Source organism: Komagataeibacter xylinus, assembly GCF_009834365.1.
GTDB classification, from domain to species: Bacteria; Pseudomonadota; Alphaproteobacteria; order Acetobacterales; family Acetobacteraceae; genus Komagataeibacter; species Komagataeibacter xylinus_D.
This window is the reverse complement of record NZ_CP041348.1, coordinates 1,611,352-1,635,084: the sequence shown is the minus strand read 5'-3', so window position 1 is coordinate 1,635,084 and position 23,733 is coordinate 1,611,352. Positions and strand designations below refer to the sequence as shown.

Sequence of the window (23,733 nt, the reverse complement as noted above, 5' to 3'; positions counted from 1 at the left end):
GCGCCGCCGCGCACGCCATCGTAACGCCCCGGACCGCGCCCGAGGCTTGCGCCCTAAGGCACAACCAAGCAAAACCGCACCTGACATATGCCTTTAACCAGACCACGGACTGCAGGACAGCTGAGCCGGACATGACCACGCCCCCCCCCACCCACACCACAGATGTCGCCATTATTGGCGCAGGCCCTGCCGGGCTGTTCGCCGCCTTTGAATGCGGCATGCTCAAACTCGGCTGCGTGCTGATTGACGCGCTTGATGAAATTGGCGGCCAGTGCGCAGCGCTTTACCCTGAAAAACCGATCTATGACATTCCCGCCCACCCCGCGATCGAGGGTGGCGCGCTGATCGAGGCACTTGACCGCCAGATTGCCCCCTTTGACGTGCCGCGCCTGCTCGGCCGCCGGGTCGAGCGCCTTGAGGGCACGCGCGGCGCTTTCCTTCTTGGCACCACGAAGGGCGACGTGATTGCCGCCCGCGCCGTCATCATCGCTGCCGGTGCGGGCGCGTTTGGCCCCAACCGCCCCCCGCTTGAGGGGCTGGCGGCTTTCGAGGCCACGGGTAGCGTGCAGTATTTCGTGCGCCGCCGCGCCGATTTTGCAGGCAAGGACGTGCTGATTGCAGGCGGTGGCGACTCGGCGGTGGACTGGGCGCTATCACTGCGCGAGGTCGCGCGCAGCGTGAAGCTGGTGCACCGCCGCGACCGCTTCCGCGCCGCCCCCGAAAGCCTGCGCCAGCTTGACGAGGCGGTGAGCCGGGGCGAGGTGGAAAAGATCATCGGCTACCAGCTGCATGGCCTGCATGGCACGGATGGCGCGCTTGCGGGCGTGGACCTTGCCACGCTTGATGGCACGATCAGGCAGGTGGCGTGCGACCATCTGCTGCCCTTCTTCGGGCTGGCAACCGACCTCGGGCCGATTGCCCAATGGGGGCTCGACACCCTGCGCGGCACCATTCCGGTCACGCCTTCCACCTGCGAGAGCAGCCTGCCCGGCATTTTCGCGGTGGGGGATGTGGCGACCTATCCCGGCAAGCTCAAGCTGATCCTGCAGGGCTTTACCGAAGGGGCCATGGCGGCGCATGCCATCCACCCCATCGTGCACCCTGACAGGGCGCTGCATTTTGAATATTCGACCAGCAAGGGCGTGCCTGCGGGCTGACGGGTGGCGGATTTCAGCCACCCGGTCCTGTCATAACTCAAACGGTTGACCATTGCTTCCGTCTGGCGCATCCCCGATGTGTTGATGACGGAAGAATAAGGGACAGACCGTGAAAGTTATCGTTCTGGGCGCAGGCGTGGTTGGCGTGACGGCGGCATGGTATCTCGCCAAGGAAGGCCATGAGGTCACGGTCATTGACCGCCAGCCTGCCGCCGCGATGGAAACCTCGTTCGCCAATGCGGGCCAGATCTCGCCGGGTTTCTCCTCCCCCTGGGCCGAGCCCGGGCTGCCGCTCAAGGTGCTGCGCTGGATGGCCGGGCCGCATGCGCCCATCGTCGTGCGCCCGCGCTTCGACCTGGCCATGATGCGCTGGCTCGAGCAGCTTCTGGCCAACTGCAACGCGCATGACTACGACATCAACAAGTCCCGCATGCTGCGCATCGCGACCTACAGCCGCGACTGCCTTGATGCCCTGCGCCGCGATACCGGCATTACCTATGATGACGAGCAGCGCGGCCTGATCCAGCTTTTCCGCACGCAAAAGCAGGTGGACGCCGCCACCCGTGACATGAAGCTGCTCGACCTTGCGGGCATTGAACACGAGTTCCTCAGCCCGGATGACATCGCCCGCCACGAACCGGGCCTGATGGAGAACCGCCACCTGTTTCAGGGTGGCCTGCGCCTGCCCGGCGATGAATCAGGCGACTGCCACATGTTTACCGCGCGCCTGGCCCAGAAGGCGGAAGAGGAACTTGGCGTCACCTTCCATTACGAGATCAATATCGAGGCGCTCGATGCCTCGGCTACCGACATCCTGGGCGTGCGTACCTCCATGGGCCGCATGACGGCGGATGCCTATGTGGTGTCGATGGGCAGCTATTCCCCGCTGCTGCTGCGCCCGCTGGGCATAAAGCTGCCGGTCTACCCCACCAAGGGCTATTCGCTGACGCTGCCGGTCACCGACCCTGCCCGCGCGCCGGTTTCCACCGTCAATGACGCGACCCACAAGGTCTCGATCACGCGGCTGGGCGATCGCATCCGCATTGGCGGCACGGCGGAACTGACGGGCTACAACCTGCGCCTGAGCCGCGACCGGCGCGAACTGCTTGAACTCTCGTTCAGCGAACTGTTCGGCGCGGGCGGCGACCTGTCGCAGGGCGCTTACTGGACCGGGCTGCGCCCGAGCACGCCAGATGGCACGCCGGTCATCGGGCCTGCGGGGCGCTTTGCCAATCTGTGGCTCAATACCGGCCACGGCACGCTGGGCTGGACCATGGCCTGTGGGTCTGGCCGCGTGCTGGCCGACCGCATGAGCAACAAGCGCACCGAGATCCCCTGCCTTGACCTGTCCATCGACCGCTACGCCACGGCCTGAAAGACGAAGTTTTCATCATAAGAACGTTTCGGATGCCCCCTTTTTCAAATAAGGGGGCATCCTGAAACATTTCATAAAAAAAGCCCGGCATGAACCGGGCTTTTTTCGTGCAGCCGTAACCAGCCCGGGAAAGGGCCGGTTACGGTCATGCGGGAATTACTGAGCGGCCGGGGCAGCAGCAGCCGGAGCCGCCGTGTCCTTCTTGGCACCATGATGGTGCGTGCCATTGTGATGGCGGCCACCGTGATGCTTCTTCTTCGCACCAGCTTCAGCCGGGGCCGTGCCGTCGGCTGCGTCAGGCACGTGCTGCGGCGCGGAAACGGCCGGGGTGGTCGGCTCGGCGGTCTGCGCCATGACAGGTGCTGCAACGCCCATGACGGCAACAGCGGACAGGGCAGCCAGGAAACGACGGGTGGAAACGATCATATAAAAATACTCCAGGACTCAGGACTGTATGTCCCAATACGCCAATGGGCTGACGAATCGTGCCAGCCGGTCTGGCTTCCCTGCTCTACCATGAAGCAGGAAAGTCGTCCTGAATTAAAATTTTTAAATTTATAGATATGTTCTTACTTCTGCCGCAGGGTGACCGCAATCTCAAGAACTGAAACATTACTAAAGATTGCAGCCACCCTCACGCCGGGCAGAAATCAGTCGACCGAGCCCGAACGCTCGCGCTTCTTGCGCTCGTGCGGGTCAAGGTAGCGCTTGCGGATACGCACGGCAGACGGCGTGACCTCGACAAGTTCGTCATCCTCGATATAGGCAATCGCCTGCTCGAGGTTCATCTTGCGCGGCGGGATCAGCAGCAGGGCCTCGTCCTTGCCAGCGGCACGGATGTTGGTCAGCTTCTTTTCACGCACCGGGTTCACTTCAAGGTCATTCTCGCGCGAATGCTCGCCGATGATCATGCCCACGTAAACCTTCTCGCCCGCATCGACGAACAGCGTGCCGCGGTCCTGCAGCGAGAACAGCGAATACTGCGTGGTCGCCCCGTCTTCCGACGAGATCAGCGAACCGTTGCGGCGGCCTGCAATCGGCCCGACATAGGGCTGATAGCCATGGAACAGACGGTTCATGATGCCCGAGCCGCGCGTGTCGGTCAGGAATTCACCATGATAGCCGATCAGCCCGCGCGAGGGGATGATGAAGCTCAGGCGCACCTTGCCACCGCCCGAAGGCTGCATGTCCTGCATGATGCCCTTGCGCAGGGCCATCTTCTCGACCACGACGCCCGAATACGGCTCGTCCACGTCGATCAGGACTTCCTCGAACGGCTCTTCGCGCTCGCCGGTTTCCTCATTGGTGCGGAACAGCACGCGGGGGCGGCCGATGGTCAGCTCGAAGCCCTCGCGGCGCATCTGCTCGATCAGCACGCCAAGCTGCAGTTCGCCACGGCCTGCGACCTCGAAGGCCTCGCTCTCGGGGCTCTCGGACACGCGGATGGCGATGTTGCCTTCCGTTTCCTTGAACAGGCGATCACGGATCTGGCGCGAGGTGACCTTCTTGCCTTCGCGGCCGCCAAGCGGGCCATCGTTGAGGCGGAAGGTCATGGAGAGCGTCGGCGGATCAACCGGGGTGGAGGGCAGCGGCTCCTTGACTTCAAGGGCTGCGATCGTCTCGGGAATCGTCGCTTCCGACAGGCCGGCCACGGCCACGATGTCGCCGGCTTCGACTTCTTCCACCGGCACGCGGTCAAGGCCACGGAAGGAGAGCAGCTTGGTCAGGCGGCCGGTCTCGACTACCGAGCCATCGGGGCGCAGCACATGCACGGGCATGTTCATCTTCGCAATACCCTGCTCGACGCGCCCGGTCAGCACGCGGCCAAGGAAGTTGTCGTTCTCGAGGATGGTGGCGACCATCGCGAACGGCGCATCCTTGTTGACCTTCGGCGGCGGCACGTGGCTCAGGATCAGGTCGAACATGGGCGAGAGGTCCTTGCGCGGACCATCGATCTCGGTATCGGCCCAGCCCTGGCGGCCCGAGGCGTAGAGCATGGGGAAGTCGAGCTGCTCGTCATTGGCGCCAAGGGCCGCGAACAGGTCGAAAATCTCGTTATGCACTTCATCGGGGCGGGCATCGCCACGGTCGATCTTGTTCACGACCACGATCGGCTTCAGGCCGCGCGCGAGCGCCTTGCCCACCACGAACTTGGTCTGGGGCAGGGCACCTTCGGCGGAATCGACGAGCACGACAGCGCCATCGACCATGCTCAGGATACGCTCGACCTCGCCGCCGAAGTCGGCATGGCCCGGGGTGTCGATGATGTTGATGCGGGTATCTTTCCACACCACCGACGTGCACTTGGCAAGAATGGTGATGCCACGCTCGCGCTCAAGGTCATTGCTGTCCATGGCGCGTTCAGCGACGTGCTGGTTGTCACGGAAGGAACCGGACTGTTTCAGAAGCTGGTCGACCAGTGTGGTCTTGCCATGATCGACGTGCGCGATAATGGCGATATTGCGGATATCCATAAGTGCTCTTGACCTGACTTTCCTTGGCGTTACGCCATACGGGTGCGCAGCGGCACATGCGGGCGACACCCGTGCGTGCGGCGGCGGAATGATTGGCTGCTGGCTGCGTAGATAAAGCGGACTGGCGCGGATTGCACGCGAAACTTCGCGCACAACCCTGTCAAACGCCCGGCCCCATGCCCTTCAGATCAGAAATCCATGTCCTGGCGCATGTTCATGAGCGGGCGCGCGCCGTAATGCGAAATCACTTCCGAGGCCGCGACACTGCCAAGCCGCCCGCACTCGGCAAGCGTGCGGTCCGATGTCCAGCCTGCAAGAAAGCCCGCGGCATAGGCATCGCCCGCGCCGGTGGTGTCGATCACCTGCGTGCGCACGCTGTCGATGACGATGCGCTGCTGGTCCTGGATGATGACGCTGCCCTTTTCCGAGCGGGTCAGGACGGCGAAGTGCGTATCATCTGCGACAAGGCGGGCGGCGTGGTCGAAATCGGCGGTCTGGTACAGCGCGCAGATTTCGTCCTCGTTGGCGAACAGGATGTCGATATGCCCGCGCACGAGGTCGAGGAACGCCGCACGGTGACGGTCGACGCAGAATCTGTCGGACAGCGAGAGCGCCACCTTGCGACCGGCCTCATGTGCAATGCGGGCTGCGGTGCGAAAGGCTTCCTGGGCTGCTGGCGGGTCGAACAGGTAGCCTTCCATGTAGGTGACCTTGGCGGACTGGACCACATCGGCGAGCACGTCTTCGGGGCCGAAATTCACGCACGCACCCAGATAGGTGTTCATGGTGCGCTGGCCATCGGGCGTGACCAGAATAATGCAGCGCGCGGTGGGGTGGGCCGTGCCCGCATCGCCCTGCAGCGGCGATGAGGGGAAATACACGCCTGCCGCCTGCATATCGGTTGCAAACGCCTGGCCCGGCACGTCATCGGCCACCTTGCCCAGATAGGCCACGCGCGCGCCCATGTTGGAGGCGACGACGCAGGTATTGGCCGCCGAGCCGCCGCCCATTTCCTTCTCGCGCCGGATCTGGCCGTACAGCGCCTCGGCCCGGGCGGCGTCGATCAGCATCATCCCGCCCGGCGTCATGCCGTTGCGCTCCGGGAAGGCGGTTTCCACCGGCGCCAGCACATCGACAATCGCATTGCCAATGCCCAGCAGGTCAAACCGGCATTCTGCCGCCTGTCCCGAATTTTCCATATCCTGTGTCACTCCCATCGCAGATCAGGCCCAATATGCAGGCAAGGCGCAGGTGCGCCACGAAATAACCCATTTTTTCGGGCCAAAGTCGCCCTTCGCTATCATTGGCGGGTAAATGGCGCAATGCATGAAGTTTTTTATGCCTCTCCCGGCCCCTTAACGCCCTTGTCCACAGGTTTGGGGGGCGTATAACCGGGTATGGGGGCTGCGGCCTGCAACCAGCCCGACGAAGCGTTCTTTTTCGTTCCGGGGCATTCACGCGCTCCGATGCAGCATCTAACCAAGCGGGGTAATATTGTTTAAACGACGCAAGCCAGCAGACACCAAGCCACCCGCCCCCACTCCGTCCCCCGTGCAGCAGCCGGGCCGCCCGGTCATGGGCGGTGGCGCCACTCCTTCCTCTCCATCCGCCAGCAAGGAAAACACATCCATGGCCCGTCCGCCCTTCCCGCCCACGCCTTCCCCTTCGCCTGCGCCGGGTGGCGCACGCCCCGGTGCGCCGGGCGCTGCCGCCGCACCCGTCAAAAAGGAAAATGAGCGCCGCACCCTCGTGGTCGGGCGTGGCATCAGCGTGCAGGGCACCATCCAGGATGCCGAGCGCCTGGTTGTGGAAGGCACGGTCGAATCCTCGCTGATCAATGCATCCGAACTGCAGATCGCACAGGGCGGCGTGTTCAAGGGCGAAGTCGAGGTTGAGGACGCGGAACTCGCGGGCACCATCGATGGCACACTGACCGTGCGCGGCAGCCTGACCATCCGCTCCACCGGCCGCCTGCTCGGCAAGGCCAAGTGCCGCCGCCTGAAGGTTGAAGATGGTGGCCAGGTCACCGGCCAGCTGGAAATGATCACGACCCCTGCTGCCCCGCAGGCCGCTCCTGCTCCGGCAGCCCAGCCCGCGGCCCCGCGCCCGGCCAGTGCTGGCTGAAGCAGGCTTTTCCGCCCGGGCCAGCCGGGCGGATACAAAAAACGCCAGCGGCAGCAATGCCCTGGCGTTTTTTTGCACTAATTAGCAAACAGCTCGCGTCAGCGCCGTCTCCCGCAAGAGATCAGGCTACATTATCGCGCCGGTCGCTACGCAGCTTTACATAGGCAAGCTGCGCGTGCTCGGCACAGTACGGCTTGCCCGGCAGTGGTGTTGCCCCACAGAAGTGAAAGCCCGGCGTGCCCGGATCGCCCAGCGGCCAGCAGCAGGACTGGCTGCTGCGGCGGCGGGGCTCGCTAACCGGGCGCAGCGCCGCACGGGCGGCACGGGCTGGCGCGCGGGCCTGACGGGCAGCCGGGGCTTCGGGGGCCGGTTCGGCAGCGGGAGCCGGGGTTGCGGCCTTTGGCTCGGGAGCCGCAACAGTGGCCTTCACCGGCGCGGGTGCCTTTTCAGGCGCGGGAGGGGCTGCCACCACGGGGGCCGGAGCCGCTTCCTTTTTTGGAGCCACGGCGGGGGCCGCCGCAACCGGGGCGGCCTGTGGTACGGCATCGGCAGGCGGCGTGGCCTTGGCGGCACGACGGATGGGCGATGGGCGGGGCTTGAGGCCAAGGCGATGCGCCTTGCCTACAACGGCATTTTTGGTAACAGATAACTGGCGGCCGATTTCTGCGGTCGATAATCCCTGCTGCCACAGATCACGCAGCCGCGCGATCGTCTCCTCTGTCCATTCCATCGCCATCGTTCTGCACTCCTTACGCGGAATGGAGCGAAACTAGGCGTATCTGCCATCTATCTCAACCGCAGAATGACAGAATCTTGTGGACAGTTCTGCCTATAACCTGTTTGCAACCCCTGTAAAACCGCCTGAGCCCCCCTGCGGGCTCAGTCGTGGATCAGCCTGACCTTGCCATCCTCGACCCCCATGGTCAGCCGACCCGCCTTGAGTTCACGCGCAAGCTTGCCAAATACCGTATTGCGCCAACCGTGAAACGCGGGGATATCCGCCGCGTCATCCAGCGCGAAACGGTCGAGATCCTCTGATGACACCACAAGTTTCGGGGCCACGCGATGGGCCTCGCAGCAGGTGGCCAGCAGCACCTTGAGCAGGGCAATCAGGGCTGCCGACGGGCGTGGCGCATCCTTGCCCCGCCCCTTGGGCAGGCGCGGCAGATCCGCTTCCGGCACCGCCTGGGCCTCGGTCACCGCGTCAAGCAGGGATTGCCCGCTACGCCCCTCGGCAAACCCGCGCGAGACGCCGCGCACGCGGGCCAGTGCATCGACCGTATCGGGCGCTGTCGCCGCGATTTCCATCAGGCTTTCATCCTTGAGCAGGCGCTGGCGCGGCACGTTGACGCGCTGGGCCTCGCCCTCACGCCAGGCCGCCACGGCCCGCAGGATGCCCAGCATGCGCCGGTTATTGGTGCGCGGGCGCATCTTCTCCCACAGGGTCAGCGGGTCGGGGCGGAAGGTGGCGGGATTGTTCAGGATATCCAGCTCGGCCGCGACCCAGTCCAGCCTGCCCTCGCGCTCGAGCTGTGCCAGCAGCTTGGCATAGACCAGCCGCAGATAGGTGACATCAGCCGCCGCGTAGCCGATCTGGGCTGGCGAGAGCGGGCGCGCCGACCAGTCGGAAAAGCGATGCGACTTGTCGATCTGCACGCCCAGCAACGACGAGACGAGATTGTCATATCCCACCTGGTCGCCATAGCCTGCCACCATGGCCGCGACCTGCGTGTCGAACAGGGCGGCGGGCAGGCGGTCGAACAGATGCAGAAAGATTTCAAGATCCTGCCTTGCTGCGTGAAAGACTTTCACCACTGCCGCATCATCAAGCAGGCCACCAAGGCTGGACAGGTCAATGCCGGGGGCGATCGTGTCGATCACCACCACCTCGTTTGCGCCTGCCAGCTGCACAAGGCACAGCTCCGGCCAGTAGGTGCGCTCGCGCACGAATTCCGTGTCGATTGTTACAAACGGCTCCTGGCGCAGTCGCGCCGTTACAGCCTCAAGCGCCGCCGTGGTGGTAACCAGCACAGGAGCGGGAAATTCGGGTCGGGATACACGTGCCATTCCGTGCAGTTATCATGGCTGCCCCGGGTTGCGGAAGAAGGGAAAACCACATGCCCCCTCTCCGCATTTCCATTGACGCCCCCCAACGGCTTGCGGCATCAGCCCTCTATCCCCTTTTTTCATTGCTGACGGACCCGTCCATGACCTCCAGCCCCACCCAAGATGATGGCAGCCAGTTCCTGACGCAGCTCGGCCAGAACAGCGCCCAGCCCGCAAGCCCGGAGGAAGCCCGGCTTGAACGCGTGCCCGCCCCCGATCGCGGGCGGCGCTACGTGGTGCGTTTCACAGCACCCGAATTCACCTCGCTGTGCCCGGTTACGGGACAGCCCGACTTCGCCCATATCGTGATTGACTACATTCCCGATGAATGGATTGTGGAGAGCAAGTCGCTCAAGCTGTTCCTGACCAGCTTCCGCAACCACGGCGCCTTTCATGAACGGTGCTCGATGCAGATTGCCACCACGCTTGTCGATCTGCTCAAGCCGGTGTGGCTGCGCATCGGGGCCTACTGGTACCCGCGCGGCGGCATGCCCATCGATGTGTTCTGGCAGACCGGCGCCCCACCGGAAGGTGTGTGGATTCCCGCGCAGGACGTGCCGGGCTATCGCGGGCGCGGCTAATTCATAATAAAGATTTCTGGGTGCCGCCTGTTTTCAAAAAGGCGGCATTTTTTGAATGCTTTAGCTAATACCCACCAAACAAAAAAGCGCCCCGTAAAGGGCGCTTTTCATGTCCGGCAATACGTCCGCCCCAATGCAGGAAGCAGACGCAGACTGGCTATAATATCAGAGCGACATGCCCGGAATAGCGGACTGCGCCGCCTCGATCTCGGCCCGGGCCGACTGCATCTTGCCCATAAGGATATCAAGCGCGGGCACGTTCATCTTGTCCGCTTCCTCATAGGATTTTTCCAGACCCGCCAGGCGGGCTTCCGCATCGTCAACCGACAGGTCTTCGAGCTTGGTGGCCCGGTCGGCAAGGATGGTGCAGTGGCTTGGCGCGATATCGGCAAAGCCGCCCGCCACGAAGAAGCGATGCGTGACCGCATCACCTTCATAGATGTCAACCACGCCACCGCGCAGCGTCAGCATGAGCGGGGCATGATCGGGCATGGCCGCGATGTCGCCTTCCGCCCCCGGCATGACAGCCATATCGGCGTCATGCGCGAACAGGACTTTCTCCGGGCTGACAATCTTGACCTTAATGGACATGGTCTATTTTCCTTGCGTCAGGGGCCGGGGTTCAGGCCGATTCCTTCATTTTCTCGGCCTTGGCCACCGCTTCCTCGATCGCGCCGACCATGTAGAAAGCCCCTTCGGGAAGGTGATCGTATTCACCCGCCACGATCGCCTTGAACGAACGCACCGTGTCTTCCAGCGAGACCAGCTTGCCCGGAGCGCCCGTGAACACTTCGGCCACATGGAACGGCTGGGACAGGAAGCGCTGGATGCGACGGGCGCGGGCCACGATCAGCTTGTCGTCTTCCGACAGTTCATCCATGCCGAGAATGGCAATGATGTCCTGCAGGGACTTGTAGGTCTGCAGGATGCGCTGCACGTCACGCGCCACCTGGTAGTGCTCGTCACCCACGATCTTGGGGTCGAGCGAGCGCGAGGTGGAGTCCAGCGGGTCAACAGCCGGGTAGATGCCCATTTCCGCGATGGAACGGTTCAGCACCGTGGTTGCATCAAGATGGGCGAAGGTCGCGGCAGGCGCCGGATCGGTCAGGTCATCGGCGGGCACGTAAACGGCCTGCACCGAGGTGATCGACCCCTTCTTGGTGGAGGTGATGCGCTCCTGCAGGGCACCCATTTCCGTTGCCAGCGTGGGCTGGTAGCCCACGGCGGAAGGAATACGGCCGAGCAGTGCGGACACTTCGGCACCAGCCTGCGTAAAGCGGAAGATGTTGTCCACGAAGAACAGCACGTCCTGGCCTTCCACATCGCGGAAGTATTCCGCAACCGTCACACCAGACAGCGCCACGCGGGCACGGGCACCCGGCGGCTCGTTCATCTGGCCATAGACCAGCGCCACCTTCGAGCCTTCGGTCGAGTCGCCATCAAGCTTGATGACGTTCGCGTCCTGCATTTCGTAATACAGGTCGTTACCTTCACGGGTACGTTCACCCACACCGGCAAAGACCGACACGCCGCCATGCGCCTTGGCGATGTTGTTGATCAGTTCCTGGATGATGACGGTCTTGCCCACGCCCGCACCACCGAACAGGCCAACCTTGCCGCCCTTGAGGTAGGGGCAGAGCAGATCGACAACCTTGATGCCCGTCGGCAGGATCTCGGTCGCGGCGGCCTGCTCGTCAAAAGCCGGAGCAGCGCGGTGAATGGGCGAGCGCCCTTCGCACTTCACGGGGCCACGATCATCGATCGGCTCGCCGATGACGTTGAGGATACGGCCAAGCGTGCCCGGGCCAACCGGCACGGTGATCTGGCTGCCGGTGGCGGCCACTTCGGCACCGCGGGTCAGGCCATCAGTGGTGTCCATGGCAATGCAGCGGACTTCGTGCTCGCCGATTTCCTGCGCCACTTCGAGCACCAGGGTCTGGCCATTGAGCTGAACGTGCAGCGCATCGAGGATATGCGGCAGCGTACCCTCGAACTGTACGTCAACAACAGCACCGCGGACCTGGGTCACACGACCAACGATATTGCTTTTGGGCGCCTGCGTGGAGACAGGAGCCTCTTGAGTTGTGGTTTCCGACATGGGACAGCTCCTGTGAGCGTGACGATCGATCCTCAGACAGCCTGGGCGCCCGAGATGATCTCGATGAGTTCATTGGTGATGTTGGTCTGGCGCGTACGGTTGTACTTGAGCGTCAGACGATCGATGGCCTTGCCAGCGTTACGCGTCGCGTTATCCATTGCGGTCATCCGCGCGCCGTTCTCGCCCGCCGCCGTTTCCAGCATGGTGGCATAGATCTGCACCTGCAGGTTGCGCGGCAGGAGGCTCGACAGCAGCGTGCCCTCATCGGGCTCGAATTCGTAGGCCGCGACCTGTGTGTTGTCCGCGTTGTCATTTTCCGGCAGGGCGAGCGGAATCAGCTGCATTTCCGTCGGCGTCTGGGTCATGACGTTGCGGAACTGGTTGTACACCAGCGTGCAGACGTCAAACTCGCCTTTTTCGAGCAGGGATGAAATCTGCTCGCCGAGTTCAGCCGCGGCGGAGAACGGAATCTCCTTGCCCGCCGCCAGATGGCGGTGGTCAATGATCAGGTCCGAAAAATCACGCGACAGGAAGTCGTATGTCTTGCGGCCCACCGGCAGGATCTTGACGGTCTTGCCCTCGGCCTGGAGCTTGAGCACCAAGTTGCGGGTCGTGCGGTTGATGTTGGAGTTGAATGCACCGGCCAGACCACGGTCGCTGGACATGGGCACCAGCAGGTGCACCTTGTCCTGCCCTGTTCCGGTCAGCAGCGCGGGCTGTCCGCCTTCGCCCGCCACGCTGCGGGCCACTTCGGCCAGCATGCGGCGCATTGCATCGGCATAGGGCTTGGCGGCCGCCGCGCGGGTTTCAGCCCGACGCAGCTTGGCCGCCGCCACCATTTTCATTGCGCTGGTGATCTTTCGCGTCGATTTGACGCTACCAATCCGTGCGCGCAGGTCCTTCAGGGAAGCCATGGTTGCCCGATCTTCCTCAGTTGGCGAACTGACGGCCGAATGTCGTCAGGAAATCGTTCAGACGGCTTTCGATATCCTTCGTCAGCTGGCGCTGGGTCCGGATCGATTCCAGGATATCCTTGCCCGATGTGCGAACATCATCAAGCAGGCGCTTCTCGTAGCTGGTCACTTCGGCAACCGGCACGGCATCGATGTAGCCGCGCGTGCCAGCAAACAGCACCACAACCTGCTCCTCGACCGACAGCGGCGAGGTTTCGGGCTGCTTGAGCAGCTCGACAAGGCGTGCGCCACGGGCAAGCTGCTTCTGGGTCGCGGGGTCGAGATCGGAGGCGAACTGCGAGAACGCCGCCATTTCACGATACTGCGCCAGCTCGAGCTTGATCTTGCCCGCAACCTGCTTCATCGCCTTGATCTGCGCGGCAGACCCCACGCGGGAGACGGAACCACCCACGTTCACGGCCGGGCGGATGCCACGGTAGAACAGGTCGGTTTCAAGGAAGACCTGACCATCGGTGATGGAGATCACGTTGGTCGGGATATAGGCGGACACGTCACCGGCCTGCGTCTCGATCACCGGCAGGGCGGTCAGCGAGCCTGCGCCGAACTTGTCGGACATCTTGGCCGCGCGTTCCAGCAGGCGCGAATGCAGGTAGAACACGTCACCGGGGTAAGCTTCGCGGCCCGGCGGGCGACGCAGCAGCAGCGACATCTGGCGGTAGGCCACGGCCTGCTTGGACAGATCATCATACACGATCAGGGCATGCATGCCGTTATCGCGGAAGTATTCACCCATGGAGCAGGCGGCATACGGTGCCAGGTACTGCATCGGAGCCGGGTCGGACGCGGTAGCGGCCACGACGATGGAGTATTCCATCGCGCCGGTCTCTTCGAGCGTGCGCACCAGCTGTGCCACCGTCGAGCGCTTCTGCCCGATGGCGACATAGATGCAGTAGAGCGACTTGCTCTCGTCACCAAGCGCGTTGACGCTCTTCTGGTTGACGATGGTGTCGATCAGGATGGCGGTCTTGCCGGTCTGGCGGTCACCGATAATCAGCTCACGCTGGCCACGCCCGATGGGCACGAGCGCATCGATCGCCTTGATGCCGGTCTGCATCGGCTCGCTGACGGACTGGCGCGGCATGATGCCGGGCGCCTTGATTTCCGCGCGCTTGCTGATGACTTCGCCAACCAGCGGCCCCTTGCCGTCAATCGGGTTGCCAAGGCCATCGACCACGCGGCCGAGCAGCGCCTTGCCGGTGGGCACTTCAACCACCTTGCCGGTGCGGGCGACGGTGTCGCCTTCACGCATTGCGCTGTCATCGCCGAAGATGACAACGCCGACATTGTCATTCTCGAGGTTGAGCGCCATGCCTTTCTGGCCACTGGCGGGGAAGTCCAGCATTTCGCCGGCTTCAACATTCTGCAGACCGTAGACACGGGCAATGCCGTCACCAACCGACAGGATGGTCCCTGTCTCGGCAACGTCAGCGGCCTTGTCGAACGTAGCGATCTGCTGCTTGAGGATATCCGAAATCTCGGAGGGGCGGATTTCCATCACGCGGCTCCCTTCATGGCATGGTGCAGGCGGGTAAGGCGGGATCTGAGACTGGTGTCATACAGGCGGGCGCCTACGCGCACGACCAGACCGCCCAGCAGGGCCGCGTCAACACGCTCCTGGATATTGACTTTGGAATAGCCGGCCTCGGCAAGGCGGCTGCGAAGCTGGACACGCTGCAGGTCGGTCAGGGGGTGGGCGGATACGACATCCGCCACCACTTCCCCGCGCCGGGCCGCAGCGATAGCCGCCAGCGCGGCAAGAATCTCACGCAGGCGCGGAAGGCGGCGGTTATTCGCCACCACGCCGACAAAATCACGCATGAGGGGGCTGAACCCCTCGGCGTCGAGCACGGCATCGACCGCCCGCGCGCTGTCGCGCAGGTCGAGCGTGCGGTCCGCAAGGGCGGTACGCAGGTCGGCGCTGCCATCAATCAGGCTGGCAAGGGCCGTGGCCTGCTCGAGAACAGGATCAAGCTGCTGGCGTTCAGCCGCAAGCTCATAGAGCGCCGTCGCGTAACGACCGGGAAGGCCATTGGCAATGGAGGCGATCGGTATTGAGGTCGTTCCACCCGAATCCACTGTCCGCTTTTCCAATCCAGAATCTTGATTCAAACACAAGCCGCCTGCCCGGAAACCGAGGCCCCGTGCGCTGCTGGCGCGGCTCTAGCACGCAGCGTAAACACACGCAACAGACAGGCGGCCCGCTGGCGTTGCGCAACGCCACACTACCGCCTGTTTTCGCGCATATGGTCACGCTCGTGCCAAAGGCTGGCGGGATCATACATGCCGCGCACCGTTTCGGAAACAGGAAAGCGCCAGTTTTGTCGCCTCCCTGCGCGACGGGCTGGCGGGAATGGCGGTCAAGGTATGCATAAACCGCATATCAATAATGCATCATGCCGAATCAAGCAGGGCCGCAACGGCCTGGGCGCTCCGCCGCGCGCGGAGTCCGGTCGAAACCAGTCCCAGCGCCGCGATGCAGCCCGCCCCCACCGCCATGCTCCACCACACTGCATGGGTGGCCTGGGGGAAGGCGCTCCACTGCACCACCCCACCCCGCACGCTTGATGCACTCATGGCACCACCAAGCGCTATACCAAGCAGCGCGCCCACCTGCCGACTTGTTGACGCAATGGCAGCCGCCACCCCCGCCTGCGCCCGCGGCATGCCGGAAATGGCCGCATTGGTAATGGGCGCGTTGCACAGGCCAAAGCCGCACCCGCACAGCCCGTAGGAGGCCAGAAGCAGGCCGAGCGGGGTCATGGCGTCCAGCCCAGTCAGCAGCAGCGCGCCCGCACCAAACCCGATGGCGGACAGCAGCAACGGCAGTCGCGCGCCATACCGCCCGGTCAGCCGCCCCGAAAGCGGGGCGCACAGCATGGAACCTGCCGCAAATGGCAGCGTGCACAGCCCGGCATGCAGCGCATCAAACCCGCGCACATCCTGCAGGTAAAGCGTGTTGAGAAACAGGAAGGCGCTGAACATGGCAAAGGCCATCACGGCGATGACAATCGCCCCCGAGAACGGCCACGCGCCAAAAAAGCGCAGGTCAATCAGGGGCGTCCCGGCACGGCGTTCGACAATGACAAACCCCACGATCGACAGCAGCCCGAAACCGAGGAAGCCGGAAATGGCAGGCGACGCCCAGCCATAATTATGCGCCTCGATCAGCCCGGAGGTGATCATGGCCAGCGCCACGATGGCCAGCAGCTGCCCCGGCGCATCAATGCTACGCCCGCGCCCGCCACGGGATTCAGGCACGAAGCGCAGCGTCAGCCCGATGGCAAGCAGCCCGATCGGCACATTGACCCAGAACACCGCCTGCCAGCCCACCCAGTGCACCAGCACGCCACCAACAACCGGCCCCAGCGCCAACGCAACGCCCGATGTCGCACCCCATGTGCCAATGGCCTGCGCCCGCGCCCGTGGCTCGACATACACGCTTGTCAGGATCGACAGCGCCACCGGGTTGAGCATCGAGCCGCCGATTCCCTGCACCGCGCGCGCGAACACCAGCATCTCCACGCTGCGCGCCAGCCCGCACAGGGCCGAGCCTGCGCAGAACAGCGTAATGCCGATCAGGAACATCCGCCGCCGCCCGAACCGGTCGGCCAGCGTGCCCACCAGCAGCATGAGGCTGGCAACCATGAGGGTGTAGGCATCCACCACCCATTGCAGGGTGGAAAAGCCACCATGCATCTGCGCGCGGATGGAGGGCAGCACGACATTGACCACCGTGACATCCATCATGACCAGCAGCAGGCTGAGGCAGCAGGTGGCCAGCACCACGCGCGGATGGAGGGTAGGAGAGCCGGTCAATGCCATTGAAATCACCCATGCCCCATGACGCCGCCGGGGCGGCCTGCGCCCGAATCCGGTCAGGGCCGAAACGGATTGTATTGTGTGGGGACCATGGAGCGGGCGAAGGGAATCGAACCCTCCTCAGAAGCTTGGAAGGCTACTGCATTACCACTATGCTACGCCCGCCCATAAGGTTGGCCCATCCATACCGTTTCCGCCCTCTGTCGCGCAAGCCCATAAACCGGAACGGGCGGCCAAACGCACCAAACTTGTATTTTTATGAGTGCACCCTCTTGACTTTCGGCTCGGTTCATACTTTTTTCCGCTTCCTGTGCCGGGTTCGCATGGACGATCCGAAACAGCGTGGCAGATGCCATGCCGTGTGTTTCGGGCCTTCGCAGGCGGCTTTGCAGGGGTGTAGCTCAATTGGCTAGAGCGCCGGTCTCCAAAACCGGAGGTTGCGGGTTCGAGACCCTCCACCCCTGCCATTCTTTCCGGTCGGGCATTCCCCTTCCGGCCTGGCACCCGATGGGTCGGGCCACAATGGTCCGCACCGGTTCTTTGGCCCCGCACCGGCTGGTTCATCCGGTTGGTGCGCCGTGGCGTTGCAGGAAGGGTATTTCGTGTCGGTCAGTCCCGCGAAATTTGTTGAAGACGTTCGGGCCGAGGCCAGGAAAGTCACGTGGCCCACACGACGCGCCACCCTGATGACAACGGGTGCGGTGCTGGCCATGGCCGGTCTTGCATCGGTTTTCTTTTTCCTCGTCGACGAGGTGATCGGCCTTGCCGTACGGAAACTCTTCGGACTGGGAGGCTGAGTTCAGCCATGGCCAAGCGGTGGTATGTGATCCACGTCTATTCGGGCTTCGAGAAGAAGATTGCCCAGCACATCACGGAACAGGCTGCCCAGAAAGGGCTGGCTGACCATTTCGGTGAGATCCTCGTCCCTTCGGAAGAAGTGACGGAAGTGCGTCGTGGCCAGAAGGTCAACGCCGAGCGCAAGTTCTTCCCCGGTTACGTGCTGGTCAACATGGAGCTGACCGATGAGGCGTGGCACCTGGTCAAGGACACGCCCAAGGTAACCGGCTTTCTTGGCAGCAAGACCCGCCCCACGCCCATCCCCAAGGCTGAAGCCGAACGGGCGATGAAGCAGGCGGAAGAAGGTGTGGCACAGGTCCGCCCCTCCGTTACCTTCGAAATTGGCGAGCAGATCCGCGTGGCTGATGGTCCCTTCACCTCGTTCAACGGCACGATCGAGGAAGTGGACGAGGAGCGTGGCCGCCTGAAGGTGAGCGTCTCCATCTTCGGCCGTTCCACCCCGGTCGATCTGGAATACAGCCAGGTGGAGAAGGTCTGAGCCTTCTCTCCCCACTGAACTGAAAAGCGCCTCCGGGCGCTTTTTTTTATGCCCGGAAGGCTTTGCAGGACCTGCAGAAGAATGCCGCCTTTTTGAAAAAAGGCGGCACCCGAAAACCTTTATTATTTATGGAGAGCCGGTTGGGGCGCGGGCGGCAGGGTCTGTAACCGTGCAGCCGCCATATCCGCCACCTGTCCGGTCAACTGGCTGAGCGAGGCCACCATGGCCCGCATGCCACTGCCTGCTGGCGTGGCCGTCAGTGCCAGTGGCACCGACAGGGCATGCTCGGGGTCACCCGCCCGGTGCACCGACAGGCTGCCTGCCAGATGCACGATGCCCGTGGCATCATGCGCGAAACGGGTAATCTCGACCTCGACAAACCCCTGCGCGGGCACGCTCGTGGCATCGTTCTGGGCAAATATGCTCACGCCGGGCAGGCGCTGCTGCAGGTCGGCGGCCAGCACATGACCGAGCATGGGGGCGAGCGGCTCGCTCCAGGCTGCGCCACTGCTTGGCGTAACGCTGTAGTCATCCTGCACGCCCACGATGCTCTGCCGGTCAAGCGAGGGCGAGACGCCGGGCGTGCGCACCTCGATCACCGCCGGCATGCCTGTGCCAACCATGCCTGCCTGCGCTGCGGGCACGGGGGCCAGCGAGTAGAGCGTGGGGTCGGCCGAACTGCAGCCGCCTAGTGCCAGCAGCGATGCAACCGCCATGCCTGCGGCCACGGGCCGGGTGGACTGTATGAAATGCCAGAAGGGGCGTTGCATGCTCTTATCGTCCCGTAATCAGTGCCGAGGGGTGGTGGGTCAGGAAGTCTGACAGGAAGCGCAGCGAGCGCGCGGCATCGTTGAGCTGCAGCATCATCTGCTGCAGGTTGCGCTGGAAGTCGGTATCGCCGCCATAGCTCGACAGTACCGAGTTGGCACTCTTGAGCGTCTTGTCCATGCCGGTCAGCAGTTGCGGCATTTCGGTGCGGGCATCATGCGATATGACCTGCAGGTTCTGCAGCGAACTGCGCAGCGCGGTCAGGGCCTGCTTGGTGTCGGGGCTGTTGATGCGGGCATCGGCATGGGCCAGCAGGCTGTTCAGGTTCTCGCCCATCTGGGTCAGCGGCATCGCGGCAATCTTGTCGCTCACCACCGAGAGCGAATCCATGATGCCCGACATGCCGCCCGCCTGGCCGGGCAGCACCATGGCGTCGCCCTCCATCTCGACCTGCGCGGGTGTTGCATTCTTCACGAAGGTCAGCCCGATTTCGGATTCGCCGGTCAGCATGCTGGTGCTCTGCACCGAAGCCCGCAGGCCGGATGCCACCTGCATGCGCAAAAGCCCGGCCAGCGCATCAGGTGAAACCTGCCGGTTATCGAGCACGCGCTCGGGCTGGAGCTCCATGGCCACGCGCACATGCGCCTTGCCAGTAGCGGGATCGACCTGCAGCTTCACGTCATCAATCATGCCGACCTGAATGCCGAACATGGTCAGGCGCCCTCCCTTGGTCAGCCCCGTGACCGAGCTGGTCAGGTACGTAACCAGCGGAATGCGCTCGCGGTAGCCCGCACTATTGGCTTCCTCCGCGCTGTCATAAAGCTGGAAGGCGGTGTCCGGCCCGGCAGTGGGGGACAGCGTGTTCTTCTCATTGCGTTCATCGGGCGGATCAAACGCCACCCCGCCCGAGAGCAGCGCCTGAAGTGACTGGAGCTTGACCTTGAGCCCGCCCGCCCCAAGACCCACCTGCACGCCCGACACGTTCCAAAAGCGCGTGGTGGTGCGCAGGTAGCTGTCATAGGGGGCCTGCACAAAAATCTGCACCTTGATCGGCCCGCGCCCTTCTGGCGGCATGGTGTAGCCGAGCACCTCGCCCACCACCACGTCACGGAAGAAGATGGGCGCGCCCTGGCCAAGCGAGCCGAGCGACTGCGTGATGAGCGTATAGGTATGGCCCGGCTGGTCGGAGCGCACGCCCGGCGGTGATTCCAGGCCAGTGAAACGGGTGGTGTAATGACCGCCCGCCTCACCCGCATCCATGGCGATGTAGGCACCCGACATGACCGTTTCCAGCCCCGTAATGCTCGCGCCATTGATGCGCGGGCGCACGACCCAGAAGCGGGCGTGGTCAGTCAGCATGCGGCCTGCTGCCGCCGTCATGCGCACGCGCACCTCGACATGGTGCAGGTCATCGCTCAGCCGGATGGAATCGACCGTGCCGAGCGAGACCGCCTTGTTCTTGACCTCGGTCTGGCCGCTGGTCAGGCCATCGGCGGTGTCGAAGCTAATGACAATCAGCGGCCCGCGCCCGGTCAGCCCGCGCCAGCCCAGATAGCCCGCGATGATGATGGCCACGATCGGCACCAGCCACACGACCGAGAAACGGTACCGCCGCGTCTGGGCCTGCGGCACGCTGCCATTGGAATTACCGGAAGAAAAATCGTCACTCACGCCAGATCTGGCTCCATGCTGGCCGGGCGTGTTTCCGCCGGCGAAAGGGAAGAGGCCGGGCCGCCTTGGTCAACCGCCGCCACCACGCCCGGCGGCAGGCCATCGGTCACCGGGCCGTTGCGCCCCGCTGCATCCCACATGATGCGCGGGTCGAAGCTCCAGGCGGCCAGCAGTGTCAGGATCACGACGGCGGCAAACGCCACCATCCCGGCATTGGCCGTGACACTGGCCATGAAATTGAATCGCACCACCGCCACCAGGATCGAGATCATGAACACATCGATCATCGACCACCGGCCCACCATATCAACCACCCTGAACAGCCGCGTGCGCGCCACGAGGTGCCCGCGCGCGCCGCGCCATGTCTGGATGATCATCCACCCAAGGCTCGCGATCTTGAGCATGGGCACGGTGATGGAGGCAAAGAACACCAGCAGCGCCAGCGGGATCATGCCATCGGCCCACAGTTCGAGCGCGCCTTCGATGATGGTGTGCCCGCCCCCGCCGCCCATGCGCGTGAACGTCATGACCGGGTAGAGATTGGCCGGAATATAGAACACGACCGCCGCGATGAGGAAGGCGGTGGTGCGGGTAAGTGTTTGCGGCAGGCGGCGCCATACCTTGTGCTCACAGCGCGGACAAACCCCCACGCAGCGCAGGTTCGAGACCGGGTGCGCCAGTTCCCCCACCAGCCCGCATGAGCTGCACGCCACCAGATGATCGACCGGCGGCATGCCGATGTCATCCACATGTGCGTAATCCACCACTACCCTGCCGCCGCCTTCGGCGCGGGTGAGCGAATCGATGCGGCGGTGCTGCCAGATCATTTCGGTATCGAGCGTCGAATCAGTGGCCGCCATGGTCAGCATCAGCGCGCCGATCAGATACACCGCAGGGCCGACATCGACATGCGCCATGTCGGTCAGCTTGGTGTAGGCCACGAAGATGCCCAGAATATAGACCTCGACCATCGACCACGGCCGCAGCTTGTCATACCACACCAGAATGCGCGGCCCCCAGTCAGGCAGTTGCGGACGGGCGGCGGCATACAGGATGGCAAACATGAACCCGATCGCCACCGCGGGTGCCAGCACGGTTACCGCTCCCACCAGAATCCCGGCCTCGCCCCAGCCTTCATGCATGAGTTCCATCGGCCCGGTCAGCAGGTCCACGGTGCGCTGCCTGCCATACACATCCAGCGTCATGAGCGATGAGGCGAGGGCTGCGAGATAGAACGCCGCCGAGCTGATGCAGAAGGCCAGCGGCGTTGCCAGCGGTGCCGTGCGCCGCCTGCGCGCGAGCTTCTGCCCGCAGCGCGTGCACAGGGCCTGCTGGCCGGGCGCGAGCTCGGGCAGGCGCTGGTACAGCCCGCAGCCGGGACATTCCGACAGGCCGCCAATAATGCGGATATGGGGCACGGGGCCGATGCCCGCATCATCACAGCGCATCTGCCGGGAGGAAAATGACGTACTCATCTGCCCCCACCATATAGACCAAATTAAAATGGGGAATGCTGCAATTGATATATTGCATCATGCCAGCCCATCGTTTATCAGACGCCACAGGTTTGCCGACATAGCTCAGGGGTAGAGCAACTGATTCGTAATCAGTAGGCCCTCGGTTCAATTCCGAGTGTCGGCACCACCCAACTTCTTGATAAATAACAGTCTTTGAATGTTACCCCGCCTATTGCGCGCCCTGCATCCGGCGGCGCGGTAACAACAGGGTAACCTTATTTTCCGCCCAGCCGGGAGATTCGCAATGATCGCCCATGCGCGGCTGGAAACTGTTTGAAAAATCAGACAAAGGTTTTGGTGAAGCTTTTTTAAAAAAGCTTCAGGGAACGCCGCCTTCCTGAAAACAAGGCAGCACCCGGACGCTTCCATTTCACAGGCCACAGGCCTGCAGCAGCACGCACATCGCAAGCCCCACCATACCAATCAGCGTTTCCAGCACGGACCATGTGCGCAGGGTCTGCGGCACGGTCAGTCCCAGCGCATCGCGCACCTGCCAGAAGCCGGAATCATTCATCGGCCCGAACATCACTGCCCCTGCCCCGGTAGCCAGCACCACAAGCTCGGGCGAGATCGTGCTGCCATGTGTCATGATGGGGGCCACGATGCCCGCCGTGGTGCTCATAGCTACCGTAGCCGACCCTACGGCCACCCGCATGCCCGCGGCCAGCCCCCAGGCCAGCACAAGCAGCGGCACGTGCATGCCGACCGCCGCACGGGCAATGGCGTCGGATATGCCGCTATCCATCAGTTCCGCGCCAAAACCGCCACCCGCCCCGATCATGAGCAACAGCCCCGCCAGCGGGCCAAGACATTCATTGGAGCACGCCAGCACCTTCTCGCGCGTCATGCCGCGCCGCAGCCCCAGCGTCCAGAATGACAGCAGCGCCGCCAGCCCCAGCCCCACATTCGGGTCGCCCGCAAAGCGCAGCACCTGCACCCATGCACCCGCCTGCGGCCCCATGAAGCGCGTGGCGGAGCCCGCCAGCATCAGCACCATGGGAGCGAGAATGGTAAAGAGGGTAATGCCAAAACCCGGCAGGCTGGCAGGATCGCGCGGCGTACTGGCGCCGTGCATGCTGGCCGCCTGTGCCCCGGCATCAGCCGGCAGGCGGGGCACGATGAAGCGGGTATAGAGCGGGCCGGCAATGATGGCGGCAGGCAGGCTGACCACAGCACCCATCCAGATCAGGCGGCCAATATCGGCATGGTAGGCCGCCAGCGCGAACATGGTGCCGGGATGAGGCGGCATGTAGCCCTGCACCACCGAAAGGGCCGCCGTAACCGGCAGGGCCACGTGCAGGATGGGCATTTTTGTCTGCCGCGCGATGGAAAAGGCCAGCGGCACCAGCACCACAAAGCCCACCGTAAAGAACACCGACAGCCCGACCAGCAGCCCGATCACCATCATGGCCCAGTCCAGCCGCCTGGGCCCGGCCAGCGCTACCACGGTCATGGCAATGCGGTCCGCCCCGCCTGACACCTCAAGCATCTTGCCCAGCATGGTGCCCAGGGCAATGACCGAGGCGATCTGGCCCAGCACCTGCCCTGCCCCCTTCTCGAACGTGCTCACCACATGGGTTGCGGGCATGCCGGCGGCAAAGCCGAGCAGCATGGAGGCAAGGAACAGCGCCAGGAACGGATTGAGCTTGCACCGCTCAATGAGGAAAACAACAACGCATATGGCCACAACAGCCAGCAGCAGGGCCATTCCGACCGACATCCGATGTCTCTCC

Annotated in this window: 21 protein-coding genes and 3 tRNA genes; 8 read left to right on the top strand and 16 right to left on the bottom strand. The window is 63.7% G+C overall.

Translation table 11 applies throughout. The annotated features are described in order from the left end of the window. Positions 1–131: 131 nt before the first annotated feature. Both FMA36_RS07870 and FMA36_RS07865 read left to right on the top strand, forming a co-directional pair. Positions 132–1,157 (top strand): NAD(P)/FAD-dependent oxidoreductase, encoded by a 1,026-nt coding sequence (locus tag FMA36_RS07870; RefSeq protein ID WP_159261886.1) that lies wholly within the window; start codon positions 132–134, stop codon positions 1,155–1,157. Positions 1,158–1,266: 109 nt separating this feature from the next. Next, positions 1,267–2,532 carry a D-amino acid dehydrogenase gene (locus FMA36_RS07865; protein WP_159261885.1) on the top strand — a complete coding sequence of 422 codons (1,266 nt, stop codon included), beginning with the start codon at positions 1,267–1,269 and terminating at the stop codon, positions 2,530–2,532. 156 nt (positions 2,533–2,688) lie between these two features. Here FMA36_RS07865 and FMA36_RS07860 read toward each other — a convergent pair whose 3' ends face one another. From FMA36_RS07860 to FMA36_RS07850, 3 genes are all read right to left on the bottom strand, one after another. Further along, positions 2,689–2,958, bottom strand: a complete 270-nt coding sequence (locus FMA36_RS07860; RefSeq protein ID WP_159261884.1) for a hypothetical protein — start codon at positions 2,956–2,958, stop codon at positions 2,689–2,691. A 224-nt stretch (positions 2,959–3,182) separates the two neighbouring features. Next, entirely contained in the window at positions 3,183–5,006 is a 1,824-nt protein-coding gene (typA, locus tag FMA36_RS07855; protein WP_159261883.1) for a translational GTPase TypA, read from the bottom strand. A 188-nt stretch (positions 5,007–5,194) separates the two neighbouring features. After that, positions 5,195–6,205, bottom strand: coding sequence for an adenosine kinase (locus FMA36_RS07850; RefSeq protein ID WP_159261882.1), 1,011 nt, complete (start codon positions 6,203–6,205; stop codon positions 5,195–5,197). A 295-nt stretch (positions 6,206–6,500) separates the two neighbouring features. Here FMA36_RS07850 and FMA36_RS07845 point away from each other — a divergent pair, with 295 nt between their 5' ends. Then, the gene (locus tag FMA36_RS07845) at positions 6,501–7,130 is read left to right on the top strand and encodes a bactofilin family protein (protein ID WP_240906525.1); all 630 of its coding nucleotides are present in this window, start codon (positions 6,501–6,503) and stop codon (positions 7,128–7,130) included. 121 nt (positions 7,131–7,251) lie between these two features. Here FMA36_RS07845 and FMA36_RS07840 read toward each other — a convergent pair whose 3' ends face one another. After that, positions 7,252–7,866: a GcrA family cell cycle regulator gene (locus FMA36_RS07840; protein ID WP_159261881.1), complete on the bottom strand. Its 615-nt coding sequence runs from the start codon at positions 7,864–7,866 to the stop codon at positions 7,252–7,254. 143 nt (positions 7,867–8,009) lie between these two features. Then, positions 8,010–9,197 (bottom strand): ribonuclease D, encoded by a 1,188-nt coding sequence (gene rnd, locus FMA36_RS07835; protein WP_159261880.1) that lies wholly within the window; start codon positions 9,195–9,197, stop codon positions 8,010–8,012. A 140-nt stretch (positions 9,198–9,337) separates the two neighbouring features. Here rnd and queF point away from each other — a divergent pair, with 140 nt between their 5' ends. Beyond that, the gene (queF, locus tag FMA36_RS07830; RefSeq protein WP_159263744.1) at positions 9,338–9,817 is read left to right on the top strand and encodes a preQ(1) synthase; all 480 of its coding nucleotides are present in this window, start codon (positions 9,338–9,340) and stop codon (positions 9,815–9,817) included. A gap of 165 nt (positions 9,818–9,982) precedes the next feature. On the opposite strand, the gene atpC is transcribed toward queF, so the two are convergent. From atpC to FMA36_RS07795, 7 genes are all read right to left on the bottom strand, one after another. After that, positions 9,983–10,408 (bottom strand): ATP synthase F1 subunit epsilon, encoded by a 426-nt coding sequence (gene atpC, locus FMA36_RS07825; protein ID WP_159261879.1) that lies wholly within the window; start codon positions 10,406–10,408, stop codon positions 9,983–9,985. 31 nt (positions 10,409–10,439) lie between these two features. Continuing rightward, positions 10,440–11,915, bottom strand: a complete 1,476-nt coding sequence (gene atpD / locus FMA36_RS07820; RefSeq protein WP_159261878.1) for a F0F1 ATP synthase subunit beta — start codon at positions 11,913–11,915, stop codon at positions 10,440–10,442. Positions 11,916–11,947: 32 nt separating this feature from the next. Beyond that, complete coding sequence (locus tag FMA36_RS07815) at positions 11,948–12,829, bottom strand: F0F1 ATP synthase subunit gamma (RefSeq protein WP_159261877.1); 882 nt, start codon at positions 12,827–12,829, stop codon at positions 11,948–11,950. Positions 12,830–12,845: 16 nt separating this feature from the next. Then, positions 12,846–14,384, bottom strand: coding sequence for a F0F1 ATP synthase subunit alpha (atpA, locus tag FMA36_RS07810; RefSeq protein ID WP_159261876.1), 1,539 nt, complete (start codon positions 14,382–14,384; stop codon positions 12,846–12,848). Then, complete coding sequence (locus FMA36_RS07805) at positions 14,384–14,980, bottom strand: F0F1 ATP synthase subunit delta (protein ID WP_159261875.1); 597 nt, start codon at positions 14,978–14,980, stop codon at positions 14,384–14,386. The genes atpA and FMA36_RS07805 overlap by 1 nt, the downstream gene beginning before the upstream one ends. 300 nt (positions 14,981–15,280) lie before the next feature. Next, the gene (locus FMA36_RS07800) at positions 15,281–16,711 is read right to left on the bottom strand and encodes an MFS transporter (RefSeq protein WP_206065227.1); all 1,431 of its coding nucleotides are present in this window, start codon (positions 16,709–16,711) and stop codon (positions 15,281–15,283) included. 88 nt (positions 16,712–16,799) lie between these two features. Then, positions 16,800–16,873 (bottom strand) — tRNA-Gly (locus tag FMA36_RS07795). 225 nt (positions 16,874–17,098) lie between these two features. Between FMA36_RS07795 and FMA36_RS07790 the strand changes: the two genes are divergently transcribed. The 3 genes from FMA36_RS07790 to nusG all read left to right on the top strand — a co-directional run bounded on the left by FMA36_RS07790 (position 17,099) and on the right by nusG (position 18,044). Beyond that, positions 17,099–17,175: transfer RNA gene (locus tag FMA36_RS07790), tRNA-Trp, on the top strand. A gap of 135 nt (positions 17,176–17,310) precedes the next feature. Then, entirely contained in the window at positions 17,311–17,505 is a 195-nt protein-coding gene (gene secE, locus FMA36_RS07785) for a preprotein translocase subunit SecE (RefSeq protein WP_007397644.1), read from the top strand. Between the two features lie 8 nt (positions 17,506–17,513). Further along, positions 17,514–18,044, top strand: a complete 531-nt coding sequence (nusG, locus tag FMA36_RS07780) for a transcription termination/antitermination protein NusG (RefSeq protein WP_159261874.1) — start codon at positions 17,514–17,516, stop codon at positions 18,042–18,044. A 122-nt stretch (positions 18,045–18,166) separates the two neighbouring features. Here nusG and FMA36_RS07775 read toward each other — a convergent pair whose 3' ends face one another. From FMA36_RS07775 to FMA36_RS07765, 3 genes are read right to left on the bottom strand one after another with little or no spacing between them, the layout of a single operon-like run. Beyond that, entirely contained in the window at positions 18,167–18,814 is a 648-nt protein-coding gene (locus FMA36_RS07775) for a PqiC family protein (RefSeq protein ID WP_159261873.1), read from the bottom strand. Positions 18,815–18,818: 4 nt separating this feature from the next. Next, entirely contained in the window at positions 18,819–20,483 is a 1,665-nt protein-coding gene (locus tag FMA36_RS07770; RefSeq protein WP_159261872.1) for a PqiB family protein, read from the bottom strand. After that, positions 20,480–21,958 carry a paraquat-inducible protein A gene (locus tag FMA36_RS07765; RefSeq protein ID WP_159261871.1) on the bottom strand — a complete coding sequence of 493 codons (1,479 nt, stop codon included), beginning with the start codon at positions 21,956–21,958 and terminating at the stop codon, positions 20,480–20,482. The genes FMA36_RS07770 and FMA36_RS07765 overlap by 4 nt, the downstream gene beginning before the upstream one ends. 94 nt (positions 21,959–22,052) lie before the next feature. Between FMA36_RS07765 and FMA36_RS07760 the strand changes: the two genes are divergently transcribed. Next, positions 22,053–22,127, top strand: a tRNA-Thr gene (locus FMA36_RS07760). A 243-nt stretch (positions 22,128–22,370) separates the two neighbouring features. On the opposite strand, the gene FMA36_RS07755 is transcribed toward FMA36_RS07760, so the two are convergent. Beyond that, positions 22,371–23,720, bottom strand: a complete 1,350-nt coding sequence (locus FMA36_RS07755; RefSeq protein ID WP_159261870.1) for a GntT/GntP/DsdX family permease — start codon at positions 23,718–23,720, stop codon at positions 22,371–22,373. Positions 23,721–23,733 lie beyond the last annotated feature (13 nt).

Bases quoted from the DNA above. Each gene is read 5' to 3' on its own strand.
- FMA36_RS07870 (WP_159261886.1), top strand. From the start codon at position 132: ATGACCACGCCCCCCCCCACCCACACCACAGATGTCGCCATTATTGGC.
- FMA36_RS07860 (WP_159261884.1), bottom strand. From the start codon at position 2,958: ATGATCGTTTCCACCCGTCGTTTCCTGGCTGCCCTGTCCGCTGTTGCC.
- typA (WP_159261883.1), bottom strand. From the start codon at position 5,006: ATGGATATCCGCAATATCGCCATTATCGCGCACGTCGATCATGGCAAG.
- FMA36_RS07850 (WP_159261882.1), bottom strand. From the start codon at position 6,205: ATGGAAAATTCGGGACAGGCGGCAGAATGCCGGTTTGACCTGCTGGGC.
- FMA36_RS07840 (WP_159261881.1), bottom strand. From the start codon at position 7,866: ATGGCGATGGAATGGACAGAGGAGACGATCGCGCGGCTGCGTGATCTG.
- rnd (WP_159261880.1), bottom strand. From the start codon at position 9,197: ATGGCACGTGTATCCCGACCCGAATTTCCCGCTCCTGTGCTGGTTACC.
- queF (WP_159263744.1), top strand. From the start codon at position 9,338: ATGACCTCCAGCCCCACCCAAGATGATGGCAGCCAGTTCCTGACGCAG.
- atpC (WP_159261879.1), bottom strand. From the start codon at position 10,408: ATGTCCATTAAGGTCAAGATTGTCAGCCCGGAGAAAGTCCTGTTCGCG.
- atpD (WP_159261878.1), bottom strand. From the start codon at position 11,915: ATGTCGGAAACCACAACTCAAGAGGCTCCTGTCTCCACGCAGGCGCCC.
- FMA36_RS07815 (WP_159261877.1), bottom strand. From the start codon at position 12,829: ATGGCTTCCCTGAAGGACCTGCGCGCACGGATTGGTAGCGTCAAATCG.
- atpA (WP_159261876.1), bottom strand. From the start codon at position 14,384: ATGGAAATCCGCCCCTCCGAGATTTCGGATATCCTCAAGCAGCAGATC.
- FMA36_RS07800 (WP_206065227.1), bottom strand. From the start codon at position 16,711: ATGGCATTGACCGGCTCTCCTACCCTCCATCCGCGCGTGGTGCTGGCC.
- nusG (WP_159261874.1), top strand. From the start codon at position 17,514: ATGGCCAAGCGGTGGTATGTGATCCACGTCTATTCGGGCTTCGAGAAG.
- FMA36_RS07775 (WP_159261873.1), bottom strand. From the start codon at position 18,814: ATGCAACGCCCCTTCTGGCATTTCATACAGTCCACCCGGCCCGTGGCC.
- FMA36_RS07765 (WP_159261871.1), bottom strand. From the start codon at position 21,958: ATGAGTACGTCATTTTCCTCCCGGCAGATGCGCTGTGATGATGCGGGC.
- FMA36_RS07755 (WP_159261870.1), bottom strand. From the start codon at position 23,720: ATGTCGGTCGGAATGGCCCTGCTGCTGGCTGTTGTGGCCATATGCGTT.